At 62.5% G+C, this 23,747-nt stretch carries 23 protein-coding genes and 1 pseudogene; 16 read left to right on the top strand and 8 right to left on the bottom strand.

Going from position 1 to position 23,747, the window contains the following annotated elements:
• Window positions 1–8: 8 nt before the first annotated feature.
• From AC1Q5W_RS15320 to AC1Q5W_RS15310, 3 genes are all read right to left on the bottom strand, one after another.
• Window positions 9–260, bottom strand: a complete 252-nt coding sequence (locus tag AC1Q5W_RS15320) for a pentapeptide MXKDX repeat protein (protein WP_492644216.1) — start codon at window positions 258–260, stop codon at window positions 9–11.
• A gap of 69 nt (window positions 261–329) precedes the next feature.
• On the bottom strand, window positions 330–1,097 hold the full coding sequence (locus AC1Q5W_RS15315) for a molybdopterin-dependent oxidoreductase (RefSeq protein WP_492646134.1): 768 nt from the start codon (window positions 1,095–1,097) through the stop codon (window positions 330–332).
• Between the two features lie 33 nt (window positions 1,098–1,130).
• Entirely contained in the window at window positions 1,131–1,727 is a 597-nt protein-coding gene (locus AC1Q5W_RS15310) for a cytochrome b/b6 domain-containing protein (RefSeq protein ID WP_492644215.1), read from the bottom strand.
• A gap of 180 nt (window positions 1,728–1,907) precedes the next feature.
• Here AC1Q5W_RS15310 and AC1Q5W_RS15305 point away from each other — a divergent pair, with 180 nt between their 5' ends.
• The 7 genes from AC1Q5W_RS15305 (at window position 1,908) to AC1Q5W_RS15275 (ending at window position 8,878) form a co-directional block, all read left to right on the top strand.
• Entirely contained in the window at window positions 1,908–2,480 is a 573-nt protein-coding gene (locus AC1Q5W_RS15305) for a sigma-70 family RNA polymerase sigma factor (protein ID WP_492644214.1), read from the top strand.
• Complete coding sequence (locus tag AC1Q5W_RS15300) at window positions 2,477–3,121, top strand: DUF1109 domain-containing protein (protein WP_492644213.1); 645 nt, start codon at window positions 2,477–2,479, stop codon at window positions 3,119–3,121. The genes AC1Q5W_RS15305 and AC1Q5W_RS15300 overlap by 4 nt, the downstream gene beginning before the upstream one ends.
• A 370-nt stretch (window positions 3,122–3,491) precedes the next feature.
• Window positions 3,492–4,097, top strand: a complete 606-nt coding sequence (locus AC1Q5W_RS15295) for a TetR/AcrR family transcriptional regulator (protein WP_492644212.1) — start codon at window positions 3,492–3,494, stop codon at window positions 4,095–4,097.
• A gap of 107 nt (window positions 4,098–4,204) precedes the next feature.
• Window positions 4,205–5,017: an oxidoreductase gene (locus tag AC1Q5W_RS15290; protein ID WP_492644211.1), complete on the top strand. Its 813-nt coding sequence runs from the start codon at window positions 4,205–4,207 to the stop codon at window positions 5,015–5,017.
• A 27-nt stretch (window positions 5,018–5,044) separates the two neighbouring features.
• Entirely contained in the window at window positions 5,045–6,046 is a 1,002-nt protein-coding gene (locus AC1Q5W_RS15285; protein ID WP_492644210.1) for an NADP-dependent oxidoreductase, read from the top strand.
• Window positions 6,047–6,386: 340 nt separating this feature from the next.
• On the top strand, window positions 6,387–8,174 hold the full coding sequence (locus tag AC1Q5W_RS15280; protein ID WP_492644209.1) for an ABC transporter ATP-binding protein/permease: 1,788 nt from the start codon (window positions 6,387–6,389) through the stop codon (window positions 8,172–8,174).
• 95 nt (window positions 8,175–8,269) lie between these two features.
• Window positions 8,270–8,878, top strand: coding sequence for a class I SAM-dependent methyltransferase (locus tag AC1Q5W_RS15275; protein ID WP_492644208.1), 609 nt, complete (start codon window positions 8,270–8,272; stop codon window positions 8,876–8,878).
• Between the two features lie 14 nt (window positions 8,879–8,892).
• Here AC1Q5W_RS15275 and AC1Q5W_RS15270 read toward each other — a convergent pair whose 3' ends face one another.
• Entirely contained in the window at window positions 8,893–9,309 is a 417-nt protein-coding gene (locus AC1Q5W_RS15270) for an acyl-CoA thioesterase (protein ID WP_492644207.1), read from the bottom strand.
• 40 nt (window positions 9,310–9,349) lie between these two features.
• Between AC1Q5W_RS15270 and AC1Q5W_RS15265 the strand changes: the two genes are divergently transcribed.
• The 9 genes from AC1Q5W_RS15265 (at window position 9,350) to AC1Q5W_RS15225 (ending at window position 19,851) form a co-directional block, all read left to right on the top strand.
• Window positions 9,350–11,197, top strand: coding sequence for an ABCB family ABC transporter ATP-binding protein/permease (locus AC1Q5W_RS15265; protein WP_492644206.1), 1,848 nt, complete (start codon window positions 9,350–9,352; stop codon window positions 11,195–11,197).
• A 450-nt stretch (window positions 11,198–11,647) separates the two neighbouring features.
• A complete protein-coding gene (locus AC1Q5W_RS15260; RefSeq protein ID WP_492644205.1) occupies window positions 11,648–13,762 on the top strand; it encodes a hypothetical protein in 2,115 nt (704 codons plus the stop codon).
• A gap of 277 nt (window positions 13,763–14,039) precedes the next feature.
• On the top strand, window positions 14,040–14,993 hold the full coding sequence (locus tag AC1Q5W_RS15255) for a LysR substrate-binding domain-containing protein (protein ID WP_492644204.1): 954 nt from the start codon (window positions 14,040–14,042) through the stop codon (window positions 14,991–14,993).
• A 36-nt stretch (window positions 14,994–15,029) separates the two neighbouring features.
• The gene (pyrC, locus tag AC1Q5W_RS15250) at window positions 15,030–16,058 is read left to right on the top strand and encodes a dihydroorotase (RefSeq protein ID WP_492644203.1); all 1,029 of its coding nucleotides are present in this window, start codon (window positions 15,030–15,032) and stop codon (window positions 16,056–16,058) included.
• Window positions 16,055–16,867, top strand: coding sequence for an NYN domain-containing protein (locus tag AC1Q5W_RS15245; protein ID WP_492644202.1), 813 nt, complete (start codon window positions 16,055–16,057; stop codon window positions 16,865–16,867). The genes pyrC and AC1Q5W_RS15245 overlap by 4 nt, the downstream gene beginning before the upstream one ends.
• 98 nt (window positions 16,868–16,965) lie before the next feature.
• A complete protein-coding gene (locus tag AC1Q5W_RS15240; protein ID WP_492704242.1) occupies window positions 16,966–17,625 on the top strand; it encodes a DUF3025 domain-containing protein in 660 nt (219 codons plus the stop codon).
• Between the two features lie 69 nt (window positions 17,626–17,694).
• On the top strand, window positions 17,695–18,570 hold the full coding sequence (htpX, locus tag AC1Q5W_RS15235; protein WP_492644200.1) for a protease HtpX: 876 nt from the start codon (window positions 17,695–17,697) through the stop codon (window positions 18,568–18,570).
• Window positions 18,571–18,590: 20 nt separating this feature from the next.
• Window positions 18,591–19,220, top strand: coding sequence for a LysE family transporter (locus AC1Q5W_RS15230; RefSeq protein WP_492644199.1), 630 nt, complete (start codon window positions 18,591–18,593; stop codon window positions 19,218–19,220).
• Between the two features lie 133 nt (window positions 19,221–19,353).
• Complete coding sequence (locus AC1Q5W_RS15225) at window positions 19,354–19,851, top strand: hypothetical protein (protein WP_492644198.1); 498 nt, start codon at window positions 19,354–19,356, stop codon at window positions 19,849–19,851.
• On the opposite strand, the gene AC1Q5W_RS15220 is transcribed toward AC1Q5W_RS15225, so the two are convergent.
• The 4 genes and pseudogenes from AC1Q5W_RS15220 to AC1Q5W_RS15205 form a co-directional block, all read right to left on the bottom strand.
• Window positions 19,848–21,683 (bottom strand): NAD(P)/FAD-dependent oxidoreductase, encoded by a 1,836-nt coding sequence (locus AC1Q5W_RS15220; RefSeq protein WP_492644197.1) that lies wholly within the window; start codon window positions 21,681–21,683, stop codon window positions 19,848–19,850. The genes AC1Q5W_RS15225 and AC1Q5W_RS15220 overlap by 4 nt on opposite strands.
• A complete protein-coding gene (locus tag AC1Q5W_RS15215; protein ID WP_492704240.1) occupies window positions 21,680–22,603 on the bottom strand; it encodes an acyl-CoA thioesterase in 924 nt (307 codons plus the stop codon). The genes AC1Q5W_RS15220 and AC1Q5W_RS15215 overlap by 4 nt, the downstream gene beginning before the upstream one ends.
• Before the next feature lie 50 nt (window positions 22,604–22,653).
• A complete protein-coding gene (locus AC1Q5W_RS15210; RefSeq protein ID WP_492644195.1) occupies window positions 22,654–23,145 on the bottom strand; it encodes an acyl-CoA thioesterase in 492 nt (163 codons plus the stop codon).
• A gap of 73 nt (window positions 23,146–23,218) precedes the next feature.
• Window positions 23,219–23,747, bottom strand: a pseudogene (locus tag AC1Q5W_RS15205) (bifunctional Delta(1)-pyrroline-2-carboxylate/Delta(1)-piperideine-2-carboxylate reductase); the annotation flags it as partial.

Raw genomic sequence — 23,747 nt, 5'->3', positions numbered from 1 at the left:
CCTGCTGCTTACTTCTTCATCTCGTCCTTGGCCATGCCATCTTTGGCCATCGCGTCCTTCTTCATGGTGTCTTTCGCCATGGCATCCTTTTTCATCGCATCCTTCTTCATGGCGTCCTTTGCCATCGGTTCTTTTTTCATGGTGTCCTTCGCCATGGCATCGTTGGCCATTGCGTCCTTCTTCATGGCGTCTTGTGCCAGGGCATAGTTGCCGGCCAACAGCAAAGAGGCGGTGAGGATGGTGGTCGTGATCTTGTTCATGTTGAACTCCTTTGAGATGGTAAAAAATGGCAGTGATGCCGATACTTCAGGGCGCCCGCGCAGGATTGCTCAGGTGCCGCCGAACCAGTTGTACCCCTGGTCTTCCCAGTAACCGCCGGGGTAGGTATTGGTGACAAAAATTGCGTGGATATGCTTGGGATTCTTGTAGCCGAGCTTGGTGGGCATGCGCAGCTTCAAGGGGAAGCCGTAGCGTGGTGGCAGGGGCTGTCCGTCATAACTAAGGGCCAGCAAAGTCTGGGCATGCAGTGCGGTCGGCATGTCGATGCTGGTGTAATAGTCATCCGAGCACTTGAAGCCCACATACTTCGCCGTCAGGTCCGCGCCCACGCGGCGCAAGAAGCTGGAAAAGGGTATGCCCCCCCATTTGCCTATCGCGCTCCAGCCTTCCACACAAATGTGGCGGGTAACCTGATCGGCCTGGGGCAAGGCATGTAGCTCCCGCAGGGACCAGGAATGCCGGTCTGCCACCAGCCCCGTCACTTCCAGCCGGTAGCGCTCCCCGTCCACTGGCCGGATCTCGTCTTCGCCATAGAACGCATTGAATGGGAATGGCCGGGTGATCATGGAGTCGGCATACGTCGGTGCCAACCGGTTCGGATCGAACAGCCACCCCTGCACCTTGTCGTTCCAGCGCGAGACCTCCATCAGAGCCGCCTCGGCACTGTTCTCGTCGACGATGGTGCAGCCGCTCAGCAGAGACAGGCCACCCAACGTCAAGGCGCGACTGAGAAACATGCGCCGCGCTGGCTGCTCCATGCGGCGTGCCAGGTCTTTGGTCGCGTCCTTGAGGAAGGCATCGGAGTCGAAGGTCTGCAGGTTGTGGAAATGTTTGCTCACGGTGTGGACTCCTTATTTGCCGCGGATCATGGTCACCAACGTGCGTGGCACCAGCGCCACCATCACCAGATGGACGCCCACGAACGCCACGAGCAGTGCCATGGCCAGGAAATGCACACGCCGTGCGGCTTCATAGCCGCCGAGCAGCTCGCGCAACAACGGGAACTGGACCGATTTCCACAACACAAGACCGGACATCACCAGCAACACGCTGTCGAGCATCACCAGGAGGTAAGCCATGCGCTGCACAGCGTTGTACTGGCGTGGGTTGGCGTGCGACAGGCGTCCGTGCAACGTGGCGCGAAGGTCCTGCAACAGGGCGTGCAGTGACAGTGGAAAGAATTTGTGCCACAGCCGTGCGCTGCCGACGTTGCACAAAAAGTAGACCAGACCATTGGCCACCAGCAGCCACATGGCGGCGAAGTGCCATTGAATGGCCCCGCCGAGCCAGCCGCCCAGCGTAATGCCTGCCGGCACCGTGAAGTCGAAAAATGGTGCAGCGTTGTAGATGCGCCAGCCACTCAGTGCCAGAACCGAAACGGCGACAGCATTGAGCCAGTGCGTTACACGCAACCAGGCGGGGTGAATGGGCGGGGCATTGTTGGGCATTGCGAATCCAGGTTCAGGCTTCAAACGGTTACGCGGTTTCTGCTCCTCAGCGGAAGCGGATTGGCTGTACGATCTGCCCGTTAATTCGCCAAGACATGCCGTCCGGTTACAACACCGGGAAAATATTTTCCAAATGGGGCGAGAAAAATATTCTTCATCCGCCTGTAACCAAACCCTCCGATGCAACGAATAGAGAAGGTAGATCACTTGAGTGCTGGAGAACAGCAGCTCAGAGCGTTGCTGGTTTCGGGGCTGGCCGGTGATGCGCATGCCTACCACGCGTTTTTGCAGCAACTGAGTGCGCATTTGCGCGCCTTCCTGAGAGGGCGCCTATCCAGCCTGCCGGATGAAGTGGAGGATTTGGTGCAAGAGTCGCTATTGGCCATACACAATCAGCGCCACACCTATGAAGCCAGTCGACCGGTGACGGCGTGGATTCACGCCATTGCCCGCTACAAGCTGATCGACTTCCTGCGTCGACGGGCCGGGCGTGAGGCACTCAACGATTCGATCGAAGATGAATCAGAGCTATTTGCCGCCTCTGACATCGAAGCGAGCAGCGCACGGTACGACGTGACCCAGTTGCTGGATCAGCTGCCTGACCGGCACCGGCTGCCCATCGTGTGTGTGAAATTGGAAGGTTTGTCGGTAAGCGAGGCGGCGCAGAAAACGGGCATGTCGGAGTCCGCCATCAAGGTTGGCATTCACCGTGGCCTGAAGGCACTTGCAGAAAAAATACGGGGAACAGAATGAAGACGGAAGATCTTGTCAATATGCTCGCGACCGGCGTCGAGGCCATCCCGCCGCATGTGGCCGCTCGCCGTTTTGCCGTGGCCTTGGGCTGGGGCGCGGTGGGGGCCACCCTGCTGATGCTGCCGCTGCTGGGTGTGCGCCCGGATCTGGGCGCCGCAGTTTTGCTGCCCATGTTCTGGGTCAAAGTGCTGTTTGTTGTATGCCTGTTGGCCGCCAGCTTGTTTGCAGCGGTTCGCCTGTCACAACCCGGCAGTCGGCTGCAACGGGGCGCAGGCATATCGGTTGCGCTGCCTGTGTTGGCCATGTGGGCGCTTGCGGTTCTTGATTTGAACCGGGCTGAGCCCGTGCAGCGGGCTGGGTTGTTCTGGGGTGATACGTGGGCTTCCTGCCCGTTCCTCATTGCCATGCTGTCCGTTCCCGTATTCGCCGGCGTTTTGTGGGCCATGCAGGGTCTTGCGCCAACGCGGCTGCGCCTCGCTGGTGCGGCAGCCGGGCTTCTTTCCGGGGCAACCGGGGCACTCGTGTACTGCCTGCATTGCCCGGAACTGACGGCGCCGTTTATAGGATTTTGGTATCTGCTGGGCATCCTTATCCCGACGGTGGTGGGGGGGGGGCTGGGGCCGCGGATGCTGCGTTGGTAGAGACAAAGGGTCGCAACGCGGAGTAGGTCGGCGGGTTGTTTGCGACCAACTTCTGTCCGTCGCTTTGGGACTGCGAACGTCGGAAAATGGCGGGAAGCAGCCCCATGGCTTCTTCAGCCTAGTACCGCAACGGACCAATATCAGGTGCTGACCAATGACCGCTTGTTAGCGATGCACTCAAATGAAGTTGTTGTTTTGATTGACTGATCTGGCAGCTTCAGACTGATTGCAGCCGATCAGTTTCCGCGGCCGAATGACTGCGTCTGCGGAAACTGGAAGTTGAACTTTTGTCTTCGCATGGTCCTAGAGCCTCCCCTCGCGCTAAACCGATATCAGAAGTCGGGCAAGAGCAACTGTTTGATATTGTTGTATGATGAACGTCATGCGAAATAAACAAATCAGCGCCAGGGCTGCAGCCAAAGAAGAGACGCACGAGCGAATCGTGGCCGTGGCTGCGCGGGCCATCCGTCGAAGCGGCTATGACGGAACGGGTGTTGCGGACATCATGAAGGAAGCCGGTCTGACTCATGGCGGGTTCTATTCCCATTTCACTTCGCGCGAGGCTATGCTGGCCGAGGCGGCCAGTCGGGCGTGCGCCGAGTCTGCCGCCGCCGTGGCGGAGGTTGTGGCTGACGTGCCACCCGACAGGTCCTTCGAGGCCATGGTGCGTGCCTATCTTTCCAAGGACCACTTGGAGCAAATAGAGGCGGGCTGCCCCCTGGCTGCCATCGGTTCCGAAACCTCGCGCCAGGCGCCCGAAGTGCGTCGGGTAACCACGCGCCACATCCAGGAAATGGTAGACCTCGCGGCCCGGCAATCGCCAGACTGGGGCCAGCCCGCGGCTCATGAACGCGCATTGGTGACAGTGGCCACCATGGTGGGTTCCTTGCTGCTGGCGCGCGCCGTGGACGATCCGGCCCTGTCCGATAGCCTGCGCGAGGCTGCCGTCAAACAACTGCTTTCCGCGGCTTCTTGACTTGCCTAAGGTTGTGGCCTATTTTTTTGTCTTTACATATGATGATCATCATTTCAAATAAGACGAGCCGCTTCATTTGACCCCCTTAATTCGACGGAGAACACACCATGAACATGAAACAGAAAATCGCACTGGTAACCGGTGCTTCATCGGGCATCGGCCTGGCCACCGCCCTGCGGCTGACGAAAGCCGGCTACAAGGTCTACGGCACCAGTCGGCGCGGCGGCACTGCCAAGGGCGCATCGTTTGAGATGTTGCCGCTGGACGTGACCAACGACGCGTCGGTCGATACCGCCGTCCAGCAACTGATGGTGTGCGAGGGCCGCATCGACCTGCTGGTCAACAACGCAGGCTTCGGGGTCGCCCCCGCTGCAGCCGAGGAAAGCTCGCTGGACCAGGCGCGGGCCATCTTCGATACCAACTTCTTCGGCATCATCCGCATGACGCGCGCCGTCGTGCCGCACATGCGCCGTCAGGGCAGCGGACGCATCATCAACATCGGCTCGGTGCTGGGCTTTCTGCCCATGCCCTACATGGCCTTGTACTCGGCGACCAAGCACGCGGTGGCGGGCTACACCGAGGCGCTGGACCATGAACTGCGTACCCTGGGCATTCGTGCCGTAGTGGTGGAGCCCGCCTACATCAACACACCGTTCGAGGCGAACCTGATGGCGCCCGACGCTCCGCTGGACGTGTACCGCGATATCTGCGCTGGTGTGGAGAAACGGGTCAAAGAAGTTCTGGTGAACGCCGACGGCCCCGAGGTGGTGGCCGAAATGGTGCTGACCGCCGCCCAGGCCAACCGACCCAAGCTGCACTACACCCCGGGGCTTGCCAAGCGCATGCAGTTGCTGCGCCGATTCGCACCCGCCAGTGTGCTGGACTCTGGGATGCGCAAGGACCTGCGTCTTCCCGCCTGATCACTAAGAAACACACAAGGAACCACCATGAAAGCATTTGTTCTTGACGGCTATGGGAAGAAGCGCGCATTGCGCTTGGCAGACGTGCCAGAGCCTGAATTGCGCGACGACGAAGTCCTGGTGCAGGTGCATGCTGCTGGCGTGAACCTGTTGGACTCCAAGATTCGGGCTGGGGAATTCAAGCTCATCCTGCCCTATCGCATGCCGCTGATCCTGGGTCACGATGTGGCCGGTGTGGTGGTCAAGGTGGGCGCGCACGTGCGGCAGTTCAAGCCGGGCGACGCGGTCTATGCGCGGCCCGATGACTTCCGCATCGGAAGCTTCGCCGAGTTGGTTCCGATCAAGGAGGCATCGCTGGCGCTCAAGCCCCAGGGGCTCACCATGGAAGAGGCGGCCTCCATCCCTCTGGTGGGCCTGACCGCGTGGCAGGCGCTGGTCGAGGTGGCCAAGCTGAAGAAAGGACAGAAGGTCTTCATCCAGGCCGGCTCGGGCGGCGTGGGCACCTTCGCAATTCAATTGGCCAAGCATCTTGGTGCCACGGTTGCCACCACAACGAGTTCGGCCAACGTGGCGCTCGTGAAGCGCCTGGGAGCGGATGTTGTCGTTGACTACAAGACGCAAGACTTTGAAGAGCATCTGCGCGACTACGACGTGGTGTTGCACAGCCAGGACAGCGCCGCACTGGAAAAGTCCCTGCGCGTGCTCAAGTGTGGCGGCAAGCTCGTCTCCATCTCCGGGCCAGCCGATCCGGCGTTTGGTCAGCAGATCACGGCGCCGGGCTTCGTGAAGGTGGTTATCCGGCTGCTGAGTGCCGGTGTGCGGCGCAGGGCAAGCAGGCTGGGTATCGACTATTCCTTTCTCTTCATGAAGGCCAGCGGCAGCCAGTTGCGCGACATCACGCGTCTCATCGAGGCGGGCGCGATCCATCCGGTTGTCGACAAGGTATTTCCTTTCGATTCCACCAACGAGGCCCTGGCCTACGTCGAGTCCGGTCGGGCCAAAGGGAAGGTCGTTATCAGCATCAAGTGATCGCAGCTTACTGCCCTACGAGAAGCCGCGGCAGTTGTCTCAGACGCGGCACTTGCGGCGTTTGCGAATGGCCGTATTGCATTGAAGGCTGAGCGCTCACGCATTGTTGGTTTCCGACACTATTCACAGCCGGACGCCTGTGGATCATGCCAGCCTGTAAGAACAGTCTTCAAATAGAACGATCAAGCGCATTGAAGGCATTGCCTTGTGAGGCGACCCCCGCCTTTGGATAAAGAGTGCGGCGCAAAAAAAAATGCGGCTGCACCAACGCGCCCGAAACCGGGGTGGGCATTTCTGGAGTATCTTGGCGGCAGAGCCTTTGCCTTACTGAATACGAACCATGCCCACCTCTGCAACCTCGGCCGCGCCGCCCGGACCCAAAAAACGACGCCGCCCGTCTCCGCTGACCCTGGATGCGTGGAAGCAGTTCGTCCATGTGGCAAAACCGTACTGGCAGGAAGACCAGAAGAAGGCAGCGTGGACCCTGCTGGCCCTGCTGATTGCCCTGATGCTGGCCGAAACCCAGCTGGCGGTGATGCTCAACGACCAGAGTGGCGAGATGACCTCGGCACTGGCCGGCCGCGATGCCGACCGGTTCTGGAAATCGGTGTGGGCCTGCCTGGGCATATTGGTGTTCGCGGTGCCGATCTACGCCTTTTATTACTACATGCGCGATGCCTTCGCCAACCAGTGGCGGCGCTGGCTCACCGGCCGCTTCCTGGACGGCTACCTGCAGAACCGCAAGTACTACGAGCTGGGCTCCGGCGGCGAGATCGACAACCCCGACCAGCGCATCAGCGAAGACATCAACACCTTCACCGGCCGGTCCATCCACTTCCTGCTCATCTTCCTGGGTTCGATGATGCAGTTGGTGGCCTTCAGCGCCGTGCTGTGGTCGATCTCGCATCTGCTGGTCGGCGTGTTGGCGGTTTACGCGCTGGTGGGCACGGTGGTTGCGCTGTACGTGTTCGGCGCGCCGCTGATCCAGCTGAATTTCTGGCAGCTGCGCCGCGAGGCCGATTTCCGCTTCGGTCTGATGCGCCTGCGCGAGAACGCCGAATCCATCGCCTTTTATCGCGGGGAGGCGCAGGAGCGCGCGCAGATCGACAGCAAGTTCGGCAAGGTGTTTGCCAACTTTGCGCGGCTGATCCGCAAGCAGCGCTCGCTCAACATGTTTCAGCGCGGCTTCAACCAGCTCACGCTGGTGATTCCCAGCGTGATCCTGGCCGATGGCGTGCTGTCGGGCCGGCTGGAGGTCGGCCGGGCCGTGCAGGCAGCCGGGGCGTTTGCCGCCGTGCTCGGGGCCGTGGCGCTGATCGTTGATAACTTTGAGAGCCTGAGCCGGTTTGTGGCGGGCATAGACCGCCTGCAGGCGCTGTCCAGGCTGGTGCTGGTCGATCCGGCGTCCAGGCCCGCTGCGGATGCGCAGCACCCGCAGATCCAGACCCGGCTGGGCGAGCAGTTGGCGCTGGAGTCGCTCACGCTGTACACGCCGCAGTTCGAACGGGTGTTGATCCGGGAGCTGAGCCTGACCCTGAAGCCGGGCGATGGCCTGCTGATCACCGGCGACAGCGGCTGCGGCAAGAGCTCGCTGTTGCGGGCGATTGCGGGGCTGTGGCGGTCTGGCACGGGCGTGGTCCGTCACCCGCCGCTGGAGGACGTTTTCTTCCTGCCGCAGCAGCCCTACATGCAGGTCGGCACCCTGCGCAGCCAGCTCATTTACCCCAGCGCAGAGTCCGGCTTGAGCGATGCGCGGCTACTGGAAATACTGGAGGAAGTGCACATGGCCGAGCTGGCTGACCGCGTGGGCGGGCTGGACGCCGTGCATGACTGGGAGAAGCTGCTGTCCGTGGGCGAGCAGCAGCGCATCTCTTTCGGGCGCGTGCTGGTGCACCGGCCCCGCATCGCCATCCTCGACGAAGCCACCAGCGCGCTGGACGACGCCAACGAAAACGCGTTGTATGAACGCCTGCGCAGCGGCGGAACCACCCTGGTCAGCATCGCCCACCGCGCTGCCGTGCTGCGCCACCACACCCATGTGCTGCGGCTGCTCGGCGAGGGCGCATGGGAGTTGCACGCCGCCAGCGGCTACCAGTTTCACGGCCCGGCATTGGGTGTGGTGGACTAGCCGCAAGGCTGGCTCCGGGCTCTGTTTGGGGCTTGGTGCGCCATACTCCCGGCAGGCGCCCCCACGGTGGGGTGCAACAGCAAGAAGGAATCGGCGTGCAATCAGCAAGTGACCAGTGGTTTGACGAGGCGTACTACCAGCGCTACTACTTCGACAAAAAAACCAGTGTGGTCGACCCCGAGCACGTCCAGCGGCTGGGCGCTTTTGTATGCAGCTACCTCAAGTACCTGCGCGTACCCGTCAAGCGGGTGCTGGATGTGGGCTGTGGCATCGGCCTGTGGCGTGAACCGCTGGCCAGGCACTTCCCGGACGCCACTTACCACGGCGTGGAGTACAGCGCATTTCTGTGCGAACGCTACGGCTGGGAGCGCGGATCGGTGGTGGACTATTCGTCTGCCGATCCGTATGACCTGGTGGTCTGCCAGGGGGTTCTGCCCTACCTGAGTGCGGTAGATCTGCAGCGGGCGCTGCGCAACCTGGGCACGTTGAGCCGTGGCGCGCTGTATGTGGAAGCCGTGGCGCGTGAGGACTATGAGCGCGGCACCCTCGACGAGGAACTGACCGACCCCCGCCTGTTCCGTCACCGGGCGCAGTTGTACCGGCGTGGCCTGTCGGAGGGGTTCACCGAGCTGGGCGGCGGCGTGTGGCTGAGCCACAAGGCCGAGGTGCCGCTGTTTGAACTCGAATGCGTGGGCGGCCGTTGACGTCGGGCGCTGCCTTATACCGCCGTCTTTGAGATTTCGCGCGGCTTGCCGTTGTCGTCAATGGCCACATAGGTGAGCGTGGCCTCGGTCACCTTGATGTACTGGCCCTGCGCGGTGAAGCGCTCGGCGTAGACCTCCACCTTCACGGTGATGGACGTGCGGCCAATGCGGCTGACCTTGGAGAAGAAGCTCAGGATGTCACCCACCCGCACCGGCTGCTTGAAGATGAACTCGTTCACCGCTACCGTGGCCATGCGCCCCTGGGTGTAGCGTGCGGGCAGCACCGAGCCCGCCAGGTCGACCTGCGCCATGACCCAGCCGCCGAAGATATCGCCGTTGGCGTTGCAGTCGGCCGGCATGGGAATCACCTTGAGCACCAGAGCCTCGTCAGTGGGTAATTGGATGCCTGTGGGGCTGGTATTGGTAGACATGGGCACAATCCTCCTGAAATAACTCAGAGAATTGTCGCCCATGCGCCCCAATGGTCACCACGCAGCGGCTATTGCCCCGGTTTCGCCCGGTGCGGCCACCCCGCCCAAGTCCGACTGGACCACCCTGCAGCGCCTGTTCCCCTACCTGTGGATCTACAAGTGGCGCGTGGTGGCGGCGCTGGCCTTCATGGTGGGGGCCAAGCTGGCCAACGTGGGCGTGCCACTGTTGCTCAAGAACCTGGTCGACGCCCTGGCGGTGAAGCCGGGTGACACGGTGGCGGTGCTGGTGGTCCCGGCGGCGTTGCTGCTGGGCTACGGTGCCTTGCGCCTGTCCACCTCGTTGTTTACCGAGCTGCGCGAACTGGTGTTTGCCAAGGCCACTGAAGGGGCGGCGCGCTCCATCAGCTTGCAGGTGTTCCGCCACCTGCACGCCATGAGCCTGCGCTTCCACCTGGAGCGCCAGACGGGCGGCATGACGCGCGACATCGAGCGCGGCACGCGCGGCGTGCATTCCCTCATCAGCTATTCGCTCTACAGCATCATCCCCACGCTGATCGAGGTGACCCTGGTTCTGACCCTGCTGGCGGTCAAGTTCGACGTGTGGTTTGCCTGGATCACCATCGTGGCGCTGGCGGTCTACATCGTCTTCACCATCACGGTCACCGAGTGGCGCACACAGTTCCGCAAGAAGATGAACGAGCTGGACTCGTCCGCCCACAGCCGCGCCATCGACTCGCTGCTGAACTACGAGACCGTCAAGTATTTCAACAACGAAGAGTTCGAGGCCCGGCGCTACGACGACAACCTGGAGCGTTACCGCCGCGCCGCCGTCAAGAGCCAGACCACACTGTCCGTGCTCAACACTGGCCAGCAGCTCATCATTGCCGTGGCATTGGTCACCATGCTGTGGCGGGCCACGCAGGGCGTGGTCGACGGGCGCATGACGCTGGGCGACCTGGTCATGGTCAACGCCTTCATGATCCAGCTCTACATTCCGCTGAATTTCCTGGGCGTGATCTACCGCGAGATCAAGCAGAGCCTGACCGATCTGGAAAAGATGTTCACCCTGATGGAGCGCGAACGCGAGATTGCTGATGCGCCCGATGCCCCGGCGCTGCAGCTGGCCGGCACACCTGCCGTGGTGTTTGACGACGTGAGCTTTGCCTACGACCCGTCGCGCCCCATCCTGCACCACATCCGGTTCGAGATTCCGGCCGGCAAGACGGTGGCCGTGGTGGGGCCCTCGGGCTCGGGCAAGTCCACCCTGGCGCGGCTCATGTTTCGTTTCTACGACGTGCAGCAGGGCCGCATCACCATTGCCGGGCAGGACATCAAACAGGTCACCCAGGCCAGCGTGCGCCAGGCCATCGGCATCGTGCCGCAGGACACGGTGCTGTTCAACGACACGGTGGAGTACAACATCGCCTACGGCAAACCCGGCGCCTCCCGCGCCGAGGTGGAGGAGGCGGCCAAGGCGGCCCACATTCACGCCTTCATCGCGGCCACGCCCGCCGGCTACGACACCATGGTGGGCGAGCGCGGGCTCAAGCTTTCGGGCGGCGAGAAGCAGCGCGTGGCCATTGCCCGCACCCTGCTCAAGAACCCGCCCATCCTGATCTTTGACGAAGCCACCTCGGCGCTGGACTCGGCCAACGAACGCGCCATCCAGGCCGAGCTCAACAGCGTGGCCCGCAACAAGACCACGCTGGTCATCGCCCACCGCCTGTCCACGGTGGTGGACGCGCACGAAATCCTGGTGATGGAAGCCGGGCGCATCATCGAACGCGGCAACCACACCGCGCTGCTGGCGGCGCAGGGGCGCTATGCCGAGATGTGGGCGCTGCAACAGCAGGGTGGGGACGTGGTTGAGGGTGAAATGGCGCGCTAGTAGCCGTGTAATGCGCGTGAAGTGCTATTGATTTAGTAGTGCTTTGGCCTGCGCGAGACAGGGTTTGGGGCATTGTCCCCCGCCTCATGCTGTCAAATGCCCAGAAATCGGCGGAGGCCAATGTCCCAAACTCTGCGGGTGGTCCGTTGGCCGGGATTCAAAGTCGCGGTTTGGACCACAGTGGGCCAAAAGCGGTCTTCGACTAATGTCTGCATTCGGGTAAAGTCCTAGATAAATTGCTATGCATTTGAACCCGACACATGCACAGCCCTAGCGGAAACTTTAACCCCAGTGACTATTGATAGACACCCAAGCCAGCGATGATGTTGCTCGGCAAGTTGCGCAACCCAGGCTGTAAAGCTCATGCCGTAGCCAATTCGCAAAGTGCCTTTGGAGAAGTGCGCACGTCGCGTCAGACGTGGAAACATTTAGATAGCGAGAACCTACCTTATGACGCTTGATATCCGCGGGGGGCTCAAGAACACTGCCATCAATCACAGTGATTACGTTGCATTCGAGGAGATGCTATCGAATGCCATCGACTCCTATTTAATTCGCAAGAGCAGGGGCAGCACCGCACCGCCATTCTTGATGAAGATCGACATCAAGATAATCGACGCCGATTTGTTTGGCGCTCAATTTGGCGTCGAGATCTATTGCGCGGACAACGGCGCTGGCTTTGGAGATGATGAGGTTAAGGCCTTTGTTACCAAAGATTCGACGTACAAGGACCAATTACAAATCCCAGGTATTGGTAAGTGCAAGGGCGCTGGCCGCATTCAGTTCTTTCACCACTTTGACCGACTGTCAATTGATAGTGTCATCGAGCGATCCGGCAGTATCGTAAGGAGAACACTGCAGGTAGATGAATCGACCCGCGAAATCTCCGAAAATTCGTTTAACACCACTCCGGCCGATGGTGCGGAAGTCCAGACTTCTTTCACACTAAAGAGTTGGCGGCAGAACACGCTCACGGCTGAACAAAAAGCGGAACGATGCTCCATACCCGAAGTCTTCTCTGCGTCGGCAGTCTCCGCCCACCTATACACCGCCCTACTGCAACGGCTCATCATCCTTAAGAAGCTGATTGGGGATTTCAAAATTGAAGTCACTTCAAGCCAAGGGGATATCTCCGCCACGAAAACGATTGAGGGGAGAGATCTGCCGGAACCTATCGGGCAAGTCGCGGAAATCCCTCTCACGTGTATGCACTCGAAGGAGTTTCGAATCGGACCGAAATTGAGAGTGACTAGGTACTCGTTCCCAGAAAGTGAGTTTCCGAATTTTCGGCATGAGATAGCCCTCTGTGCCAACTCGGCGGTGGTGCAGTTGATCACGAAGCGCTACTTGCGCAATGCCAATGAACGCAAGCGCGCAACTGCCGGAAACTTCGAGCTGCTCCTTGTGGAGGGTGAACTCCTCGAGGAGAAGGTCAACCAGCAGCGAGATGGGTTCGACATCCCATTCGCCTGCACTGACAATGAAACTCTGTTGGAGGAGTTCTCGCTAGATGATGTCGTCGAATCGCTGGAAGACTATGTTTTTCAAATCATCACACCAAGCGATTTTGACAAGGACATATTGGTCAAATCTACCGAGCAAAGATTCGGCATTACTCGGCAAATGATTGAGGGAACAAACGTCAAAATCCACTACGGAGACAACGAAGAAAACATTGCGCGCCGGGTTTTGAAAAAACTGCAAGATGACATCGTTGGAGATACCTCCAAACTCTTCAAAATCAAGGATGAGCTTCTTCAACTTGATCCTCGCTCAGCAGATTTTCGAAGCAAGGTCAGCGAACTCTCTTGGAAGTACGCCAGCTCCATCAAAAAGATGGATATGACCAACCTATCTCAGTTGGTTGTCCGTCGGAGTGCAATGATCGAAGTACTCGGTCTTGCCGTTGGAGGGTTGCTTACGTGCCAAGTTGAGGAGCCGGGAAAGCGGAATGAGAATGAGCGCATCATTCACAATATTTTCTTCCCAATGGGCAAGGACTCCACAGAGACGGCCGACCACGATATCTGGCTCCTCAACGAGGAGTACCAATATTTTGAGTACATCGCTCCTGACAAGTCTCTCAAAACTATCAAATGGTCTGATGCGGAGAATCTATTTGAAGCCGATATCGATGAGAGTTTGGGAAAGCTATTTGCATTCAATAATAAGACTCACGAAGGCAAACGACCTGACATCGCGATCTTCACAAATGAGGGGGCAGCAATCATTATTGAGTTCAAGGCGCCAGACGTTGGGATTCAAGAGCACATCCCAGATTTGGCGCAATATGCTCGCCTTTTGGCCGCAAAGTCCAACGGTCGTATTAGGAAGTTCTATGGCTATTTGATTGGCTGCACATTGGACCCTTCCAGAATGACTCCTGGGTATACGCGATTTGCCAACGGTAAAGGGTATTTCCGAAGCGACAAACTGGTCGATGATGAGACCAACCGTGTCTATGGGGAGTTGTACAGTGAGGTCTTGCTGTACGAGCATTTCATCGATCGCGCAGCACTTCGCCTGCGCGTCTACAAGGACAAGTTGAAGGTTCAATTTGAGTGACGTCGCTCATTGACAGACCAATCTACCAGCGACGGCAAAGGCTACTTTTCAGTCGTCCATCGCATACGCGCGGTACCATGTGCCGGCATGTCCGCTATTTGGCAATGTGACAGATGCTGCGGATTTCCGCTTCGGGTCGTATTCGGGCATCCAGCGGAACGCTTGCTTAGAAGCGTTTTGCAAGACCACTACCAGTCTGAACCCATCTCAATTCCAAGGGTCTGCTTCCAACTCGGTGCAGCACTCGCCTCCATGCATTCCGCGCATAATTTAGGCCATGGAAACCAAATGGCTTGAGGATTTTGTCTCGCTGGCTGAAACCCGCAGCTTCAGCCGTTCGGCCCAGCTGCGGCACGTGACGCAGCCTGCGTTCTCGCGGCGCATCCAGTCGCTGGAAGCCTGGGCCGGCACCGATCTGGTGGACCGCAGCAGCTATCCCACGCGCCTTACCCCGGCCGGTGAGACCCTGTACGACCAGTCGCTGGAGGTGTTGCAAGCCCTGCAGAGCACGCGCGCCATGCTGCGCGGCCACACCACGGCCGGGCTGGATGTGATCGAGTTCGCGGTGCCGCACACGCTGGCGTTCACCTTTTTCCCGGCCTGGGTGTCGTCCCTGCGCCAGACCTTCGGCCCCATCAAGAGCCGGCTGATTGCGCTCAACGTGCACGACGCCGTGATGCGCATGGTGGAGGGCAGCTGCGACCTGCTGATTGCCTACCACCACCCCTCGCAGCCCTTCCAGCTGGATGCCGATCGCTACGAAATGGTGAGCCTGGGCGAGGAGACGCTGGCGCCCTACGTCAAGCCCGATGCCAACGGCGCTCCGCTGTTCCAGCTGCCGGGAAGGGTGGGCCACCCGCTGCCGTACCTGGGCTACGCGCCCGGGGCCTACCTGGGGCAGATGGTGGACCTGATCCTCAAGCAGTCCGGCACCGCCATCCACTTCGACCGGGTGTACGAAACCGACATGGCCGAAGGCCTCAAGGCCATGGCGCTCGAAGGCCACGGTGTCGCCTTCCTGCCGCACAGCGCCGTCAAGAAGGAGCTGCGCACCAAGCGGCTGGTCAGCGCCCTGCCGCCCGACATGGCGGGGCTGCAGATCACCATGGACATCCGCGTCTACCGCGAGAAACCCGTGGCCCGGGAGTCGCAACGCGGAGCCGCGCGGGCGCACAAGAGCAGCGCGCAGGCCTTGTGGGATTACCTGGTGGCCGCGTCCGCCCGCAAGTAAAAAACCACGCAGCCCGGCTTTTGGGACAATAGGGGCATGAACGAACTGACCCTGACCCGACCCGACGACTGGCACCTGCATGTGCGCGATGGCGACGCCCTGCGCACCGTCGTGCCCCACACGGCCGCCCAATTCGGACGCGCCATCATCATGCCCAACCTGCGCCCGCCCGTAACCACCGCGGCCCAGGCCGTGGCCTACCGGGCCCGCATCCAGGCGGCCGTGCCGGCCGGGGTGGCTTTTGAGCCGCTGATGACGCTGTACCTCACCGACAACCTGCCGGCGGATGAAATTGCGCGCGCCCAGGACGCCGGGGTGGTGGCCCTCAAGCTCTACCCCGCAGGTGCCACCACCAACAGCGATGCCGGTGTGACCGACCTGCGCAAGACCTACAAGACGTTGGAAGCCATGCAGCGCGCCGGCCTGCCGCTGCTGGTGCACGGCGAGGTGACTTCGCCCGACATCGACCTGTTCGACCGCGAAGCGGTGTTCATCGACACGCAGCTCATTCCTTTGCGCAAGGATTTTCCCGAACTGAAGATCGTGTTCGAGCACATCACCACGCGCGAAGCCGCGCAGTACGTGGCCGAGGCCGACCGCTTCACGGGTGCCACCATTACGGCGCACCACCTGCTCTACAACCGCAACGCCATCTTCACCGGCGGCATCCGCCCGCACTACTACTGCCTGCCGGTCTTGAAGCGCGAGACGCACCGCCTGGCCCTGGTGCAGGCCGCCACCAGCGGCTCCAGCAAGTTCTTCCTGGGCACCGACAGTGCGCCGCACCCGGCACACCTCAAGGAACATGCCAGCGGTTGCGCCGGCTGCTACACCGCGTTCAATGCCATGGAGCTGTACGCCCAGGCCTTTGACGCCGCTGGCGCACTGGACAAGCTGGAAGCCTTTGCCAGCTTCAACGGTGCCGCCTTCTACGGCCTGCCGCGCAACACCGGCACCATCACCCTGCGCCGCGAGGCCTGGACCATGCCCGAGAGTTTTGCCTTTGGCGAGGCCCAGCTCAAACCCCTGTGCGCCGGTGAATCCTTGCCGTGGAGACTGGTATGAGCGCGCGTGACGGGCAAAGGACCGAGGCACGCATTGCGCTGTTGATCGATGCAGATAACTCGCCTGCGTCAAAAATCGATGTCATCCTCACAGAGCTTTCCACGTTTGGTGTAACCAATGTGCGCCGCGCCTATGGCAACTGGAAGAAAAGTGAACTCAAGGGTTGGGAAGAGAAATTGCATGAGCACGCTATTCGCCCCATGCAGCAGTTTGATTACTCCAAGGGTAAAAACGCCAGCGACATGGCAATGGTCATTGATGCGCTGGAGCTGCTCTACACCGACAGGCCAGACGCTTTCGGGATTGTGTCGTCGGACGCGGACTTCACGCCATTGGTGATGCACCTGCGCGCGAAGGGTGCAGCGGTCTATGGCTTTGGCGCACAGAAAACGCCGGAACCCTTTGTCAACGCATGTTCCCGCTTCCTGTATCTGGATCGGTTGGGCAATGGTGATCTGGGGGAAGCCGCTGTCGCGGCAGTTACCGTGGCAGCGACGGATCCGAGCGCGCTGCCGGCCAAGGCTGCACAACCGCTGCGCGTGCCAACGGATCAGTTGCGCAAGGATGCCAAATTGCTGGGCCTGTTGCGTACGTCGGTGATTGCGTGTGAGGATGAGGACGGCTGGGCGAAAGTCGGGGCGGTTGGAACCCACCTGAGCAACCGGGCCTCGTTTGATCCGCGCAATTATGGCTATGCCACGTTGACCAAGTTGCTGGTGGCCACCGCCGCTTTCGATTTGCGCGACGAGGGGACATCCAAGGTCAGCGTGCGGGACAAGCGCCATTTCCTGGCACTCGCGACGGCGTGAGTACGGGGAGCCAGTCGGTCGCGGATATCGCGCGCATTGACTGGGGTGCGCCATGGCTGGCGCCTTGGCGTGGGGTTGGCGAACCGGTTGCCACGCACATGGAGCAAGGATGTGCGGCGGCGCTAAATGCCGCGGTGCCGCCGGCGCCGGTGCAGTTCGTGCCGCAGGCGGTGCTGCCCGCCGGCGAGGCCTACGAGGCGTTCATTTTCCGCACCGGGCAGGTGCCCACGCGCGACGGTCTGCACGACTTCTTCAATGGCCTGTGCTGGCTGCAATTTCCGCAGACCAAGCGGCGTCTGAACCAGTTGCAGGCGGCGCAGATTGCGGCCTCCGGCATCCAGCCGGTGCGGGGCCCCACGCGGGACGCCATCACCGTGTTTGACGAGAATGCTGCCTTTTTTCAGGGGCCCGATGCCCTGTGGGAGGCCCTGGTGGTCAAGGACTGGCACAGGGTGTTCGTGACCCTGCGCCCGCAGTGGGCGCAGGTGCAGCTGCTGCTGTTTGGCCACGCCCTGCTGGAGAAGCTGGTTGCACCCCGAAAACCGATCACCGCCCACGTGTACCGTGCGCAGGCTGCTAGCAATTCCATAGCGGATCTGGACGCCTGGATGGCGGCGGACCTGCACGCGGACAAGCTCGCGGGCAAGCCCTTTGCCCATCTGCCGGTCCTGGGGGTTCCGGGGTGGTGGCCGGGCAATGGCGACCCGGCTTTCTACCAGGACCCCGGCGTGTTCCGGGCCCGCGCCAGCCACCCTTGAATTCGGCCTGTTTGACCTTACCATTGGCGGTGTCGGCCCGCGTGGACTGGGCTGCAACGCAAGGAAACCATGAAACGTATTTTGCTGTTTGTCTTGACCAACGTCTTGGTCGTTGCCGTGCTGGGCATTGTGGCCAGCCTGCTGGGTGTCAACCGTTACCTCACGGCCAACGGCCTCAACCTGGGCGCCTTGCTGGGCTATGCCCTGGTGATGGGTTTTGGCGGCGCCACCATTTCGCTGCTGATCAGCAAACCCATGGCCAAGTGGAGTTCGGGCGTGCGGGTGATCGAGCAGCCGCAGAACGCGGACGAAGCCTGGATTGTGGAGACCGTGCGCAAGCTGGCCAGCACGGCCGGTATCGGCATGCCCGAAGTGGGCATCTTCGAGGGCGCGCCCAACGCGTTTGCCACCGGGGCCTTCAAGAACTCGGCCTTGGTCGCCGTGTCCACCGGCTTGCTGCAGGGCATGACCAAGGACGAGATCGAAGCGGTCATTGGGCATGAGATTGCCCACGTGGCCAATGGCGACATGGTCACCATGACCCTGATCCAGGGCGTGATGAACACCTTCGTGGTGTTCCTCAGCCGGGTCATCGGCTACGCGGTGGACAGCTTCCTGAGCAAGGGCGACGAGCGCCGCTCCGGCCCCGGCATCGGCTACATGATCACCACCGTGGTGCTCGACATCGTGTTGGGTTTTGCCGCCGCCATCGTCGTGGCATGGTTTTCGCGCCAGCGTGAATTCCGTGCGGACGCCGGCTCGGCCCAGCTCCTGGGGCGCAAGCAGCCCATGATCAACGCCCTGGCCCGTCTGGGGGGCATGGTGCCGGGCGAGTTGCCCAAGAGCATGGCAGCCATGGGCATTGCCGGTGGCATCGGACAGCTGTTCTCGACCCACCCGCCGATTGAAGCGCGCATTGCCGCGCTCCAAGGCGCGCAGGGCTGATTCCCCCACCGGACCGCACCATGGAATTCGCGACCTGGCTGACATTCTTCGCCGCCTGCTGGGCCATCAGCCTGTCGCCGGGCGCGGGCGCCGTGGCGGCCATGAGCGCCGGCCTGAACCACGGGTTTCGCCGCGGCTACTTCACCACCTTCGGCCTGGTGCTGGGCATCTGGACCCAGGTGCTTGTGGTGGGCGTGGGGCTGGGGGCGCTGGTAGCGGCGTCCAGCACGGCGTTCCAGGTGGTCAAGTGGGCGGGGGTGGCCTACCTGGTCTGGCTGGGCATCAGCCAGTGGCGCGCGCCGGCCACGCCCATGGTGGCGCAGAGCGACGAGGGCCCCACGGTCACCCGCCGCTCCATGATTTTGCGCGCCTGGATGATCAATGCCGTCAACCCCAAGGGCACGGTGTTCCTGCTGGCGGTGGTGCCCCAGTTCATGGTGCTGTCGCACCCCCTGCTGCCCCAGTACCTCATCATTGCGGCCACGCTGGCCTTCACCGATCTGGTGGTCATGGCCGGTTACACCGCGCTGGCCGCCCGGGTGCTGGGCGCGCTGAAGTCGCCGTACCACATCCGCGCCATGAACCGCGTGTTTGGCACCCTGTTCGTGGTGGCCGGCTCGCTGCTGGCGTTGTTCAAGCGCGCGGACTGAACGCGCGGGCCCGGTTGGGAGATTACTTTTCCTCACACGATGTAAACACTTTGTTTACATCTTCGGGTGCACACTAGGTCTTTGAAGTTGCCGTGCGGTCCCTGCGGCCGCACCCTACAGAAGGAGGTGTTGCATGCAACAGCCGTACGACCCCGCCGCCACCAGTGCGGCCACCAGCCAAGGCGCGCTGGTTCCGGTCGATCAATTGATTCTGGACGTCTATGCCACGGCCCCGGTGCAGGTGCGCAGCCGCATCCTGTCCCGCCTGATCGCGAAGGTGTATGCCGCCGCGCCGCCGGCCACCCAGCGCAAGCTGCTGGGGCATCTGCTGCGTCCCCTGGGCTTGCTGTCCCTGGCCGTGGTGGCCGACGGGATTTTTGCCAAGATTCTGGCGCGCAGCGGCTGGATGGAGCAGAACGTGTCCCTTGAGGACGTGCAGGCCATCCAGCCTGGCGACGTGGTGTCGCTGGTGGACTATGTGCTGCAAGTCAGCGGGGACGCCATCAACGGGCTGGCCCAGTTGCTGATGGCCTCGCCCAACCTGATGGGCTCGGTGGCGGCAACGGTGCTGGTCACCCTGCTGCTGCAACGGGCCCGCCAGAGCCGCCTGGCCGACCGGGAGCTGGACTAGCGTTCGTCGGGGTGCGTGCTGCTGCCCAGCACGCTGCGCGCCACCGCCTCGGCCACCTTGATGCCATCCACGCCGGCTGACAAGATGCCTCCGGCGTAGCTGGCGCCTTCGCCGGCCGGGTACAGGCCGGCCACATTCACGCTTTGCAGCTGCGCGTTGCGCGGAATCTTCAGCGGGGATGAGGTGCGCGTTTCCACGCCGGTGAGCACGGCGTCGGCCATGTCAAAGCCCTTGATCTTGCGGCCAAAGGCTGGCAGCGCCTCGCGGATGGCGTCAATGGCGTAGGGCGGCAGGCTGGGCGCCAGGTCGCCCAGCTTCACGCCGGGTTTGTAGGATGGGTGCACGCTGCCCCAGTGGCTGGACGCTCGCGCGGCAATGAAGTCGCCCACCAGCTGCCCCGGCGCCTCGTAGCTGCTGCCGCCCAGCACATAGGCACCGGCTTCCAGCTGGCGTTGCAGGGCAATGCCGGCCAGCGGGTGGGTGCTGTCCGCGCTGCCGGGGGCTGCCTGCGCCCGCAGGGCGGCGGCTTCCTGGGCGTAGCGTTTGCCGTCCATCGGGCCAAAGGCCTGCACGAAGGCGGCCTCGTCGCCGGGGAAGTCCTGCGGGTCTATGCCCACCACAATGCCGGCATTGGCGTTGCGTTCGTTGCGTGAATACTGGCTCATGCCGTTGGTGACCACGCGCCCGGGTTCCGACGTGGCGGCCACCACCGTGCCACCGGGGCACATGCAAAAGCTGTATACCGCCCGGCCGTTGCTGGCGTGGTGCACCAGCTTGTAGTCGGCCGCGCCCAGCATGGGGTGGCCGGCGTGGCGGCCCCAGCGGGCGCGGTCGATCACGCTTTGCGGGTGCTCGATGCGAAAACCCACCGAGAAGGGCTTGGCCTGCATGGCCACGCCGCGCTGGTACAGCATGGCAAAGGTGTCGCGGGCGCTGTGGCCCAGCGCCATCACCACGTGGTCGGCGTCCAGCGTGTAGCGGCTGCCGTCATGCATGTTTTCGACTTGCAAGCCGCATATGTACTGCGTGGACTGCTCTGTTTCCAATAGCACGTCAACCACGCGCTGCTCAAAACGCACCTCGCCGCCCAGCGCAATGATCTGGTTGCGGATGCTCTCCACCACCTTGACCAGCTTGAAGGTGCCGATGTGCGGATGCGCTTCGTACAGGATTTCGGGCGGCGCGCCGGCCTGGACGAACTCGGCCATCACCTTGCGCCCCAGGTGGCGCGGGTCCTTGATCTGGCTGTACAGCTTGCCGTCCGAGAAGGTGCCGGCGCCGCCTTCGCCGAACTGCACATTGCTTTCCGGCTTGAGGGTTTTGCGGCGCCACAGGCCCCAGGTGTCCTTGGTGCGCTGGCGCACCGTGGTGCCGCGCTCCAGCACCAGCGGCTTGAAGCCCATCTGGGCCAGCACCAGTGCGGCGAACATGCCGCAGGGGCCAAAGCCCACCACCACCGGGCGCAGGGGCAGATCGGCCGGGGCGTGGCCCACCGGGTGGTAGGCCATGTCGGGTGTGGGGCCGATGTGGGGGTGGTTCGGGAATTGCGCAAGCAGCACGGCCTCGCGGGCCGGGTGGGCCAGCGCCAGGTCCACGATGTAGACCACCAGCAGTTCGGCCTTGCGGGCGTCAAAACTGCGTTTGAACACCTGCAGTGTGGCAATCTCGGTCTCAGCAATGCCCAGTGCCTGTGCGGCCAGCGCGGTCAGGGCGGCAATGGGGTGGGGCGCCGGCGCGCGGTCCTGGTCGGTTTCCGTGGGCGCGTCGGCGGCGCGGCGGGCCTCCACCGGAACGGCCGACAGCGGCAGCTTGAGCTCGGTGATGCGGATCATGGCTTCTTGGGCACGCGCCGGATCAGCCCTTCCTGCGTCACGCAGGCCACCAGCTTGCCGTCACGGCTGAAGATGCTGCCGTGGTTCAGGCCCCGCGCATGGCTGGCCGTGGGGCTTTCGCAGACATACAGCAGCCAGTCGTCGATGCGGAAGTCGCGGTAGAACCACATGGAGTGGTCCAGGCTGGCGGTCACCATGTCGGGCTGGTAGTAGCTGGCCGCGTGGGGGCGCAGCGAGGTGCCCAGCAGGCCGAAGTCCGATGCGTAGGCGAGCAGACACTTGTGCAGCGCCTGGTTGCCGGTCACCGTGCCGGCGGCGCGGAACCAGGTGCGCTGCATCGGGGGCTGTTTCTCCGGGTGGAAGTGGTCCACCGGGTCCACGGGCCGGATTTCAATGGCGAGGTCGGGGACTGCGCGCGGCCCGCTTTTGGTGGGGATGAGTTCCGGGACCGGGCGGTTGCTCAGGGCCTGGCTGGCCAGCGACTCGGGCGATGGCACCTCGGGCATGGTGGCCTGGTGCTCGAAACCTTCTTCGTTCGCCTGGAACGAGGACGACAGGATGAGGATGGGCTTGCCGCCCTGCGACGCGGTGACCCGGCGCACGCTGAAGGTGTTGCCGTCCCGGATGCGGTCCACGTTGTAGTGGATGGGGGCCAGCGGGTCGCCGCCGCGCAGGAAGTAGGCGTGCAGCGAGTGGGCGTCGCGCTCCTCGCAGGTGTTCCCGGCGGCAACCAGCGCCTGGCCCAGGATGTGGCCGCCAAACAGGTTGCGAAATCCCAGGTCCAGGCTCTGCCCGATGAAGTGGTCGGGCGCCGCGCATTCGAGCGCGAACAGGCCGAGCAGTTCGTTCAGTGCGGTAGGCGTATCGCCTGCGGAAGGGGTGTGCGCTGCGGCGTTTTCCTGCATACCAGTCTCGATCATCTCAATCTATTGAAGGGGAGGGTCGATTGTAGGCAGGTGCCTGTGCGCGGCTACACCGTGCCGGCAGCGCGCGTGGTCTGGCGGAACTTGTGCTCCAGTTCCTGGCGCAACTCCTTGCGCATCAAGGCCGCGGCAAACCGGCGCTTTTCGTCCGGCGTATCCGGGCGCAAGGGCGGCACGGTGGTGGCCTTGCCGTCGTCGTCCACGGCCACCATGGTGAAGAAGCAGCTGTTGACGTGGCGTACTTCCTGGGTCCGGATGTTTTCCGCCACCACCTTGATACCCACTTCCATGGACGATGTGCCGGTGTAGTTCACGCTGGCTAGGAAGGTGACCAACTCGCCAACCTGGATGGCCTGCAGGAACAGCACGCGGTCCACGCTGAGCGTGACCACATAGCGCGACGCGTAACGGCTGGCGCAGGCGTAGGCCACCTGGTCGAGCAGCTTCAGGATGGCGCCGCCGTGCACTTTGCCGGAGAAGTTGGCCATGTCCGGGGACATGAGAACCGTCATGGTGAGTTGGTGGGTGAGCAGGTTCATGGGCGGGCGCGAAAGCGAAAGGGTGCCAGTGTACGGGCCGGCGGGAAAACGCGCACCGCAGTCGGTGCGGCCTTTATTGCGTGGCGGCGCGGCTTTCGTATACCAGCACCGCGGCGGCGAGGTCTTCCAGCGCGGTGCCGACCGATTTGAAGACGGTCTGCTCCAGCGGAGACTGGCGCCCCGGTACGGTGCCCCGGCACAGGTCCTGCAGCGTGCCGCATACGCTGTCCGCGGACAGCACGCCACGCGACAGCGGGCCGAGCAGGTCGCCGCTTTTCTGCAGGGCCTCGGCGGTGTCGACAAACAGGCGTGCGCCGGCAAAGCAGGCGTCGTCGGCCTCGCGCATCGTGGGCGTGAAACCGCCGATCAGGTCCAGGTGGCTGCCGGCACGCAGCCAGGCGCCCTGCACGACGGGCTCGGTGGCCAGCGTGGCGCAGCTGACGATGTCCGCCTGCGCGGCCGCGTGCGCCAGGTCGTCGGTCACGCGGGCGGCGACACCGCTGGCGTTCAGGGCATCCACCAGCGCCTGGGCCTGGGGCGTCTTGCGCGCCCACACCAGGACCTCGTCAATGGGCCGCACCTGGCGGTAGGCATGCGCCAGC

It is taken from the genome of Rhodoferax sp. MLSD5-FHT05B10, from assembly GCF_058793415.1.
Note: the sequence above shows the minus strand (reverse complement) of the source record. Positions and strands in the feature narration are given on the sequence as shown.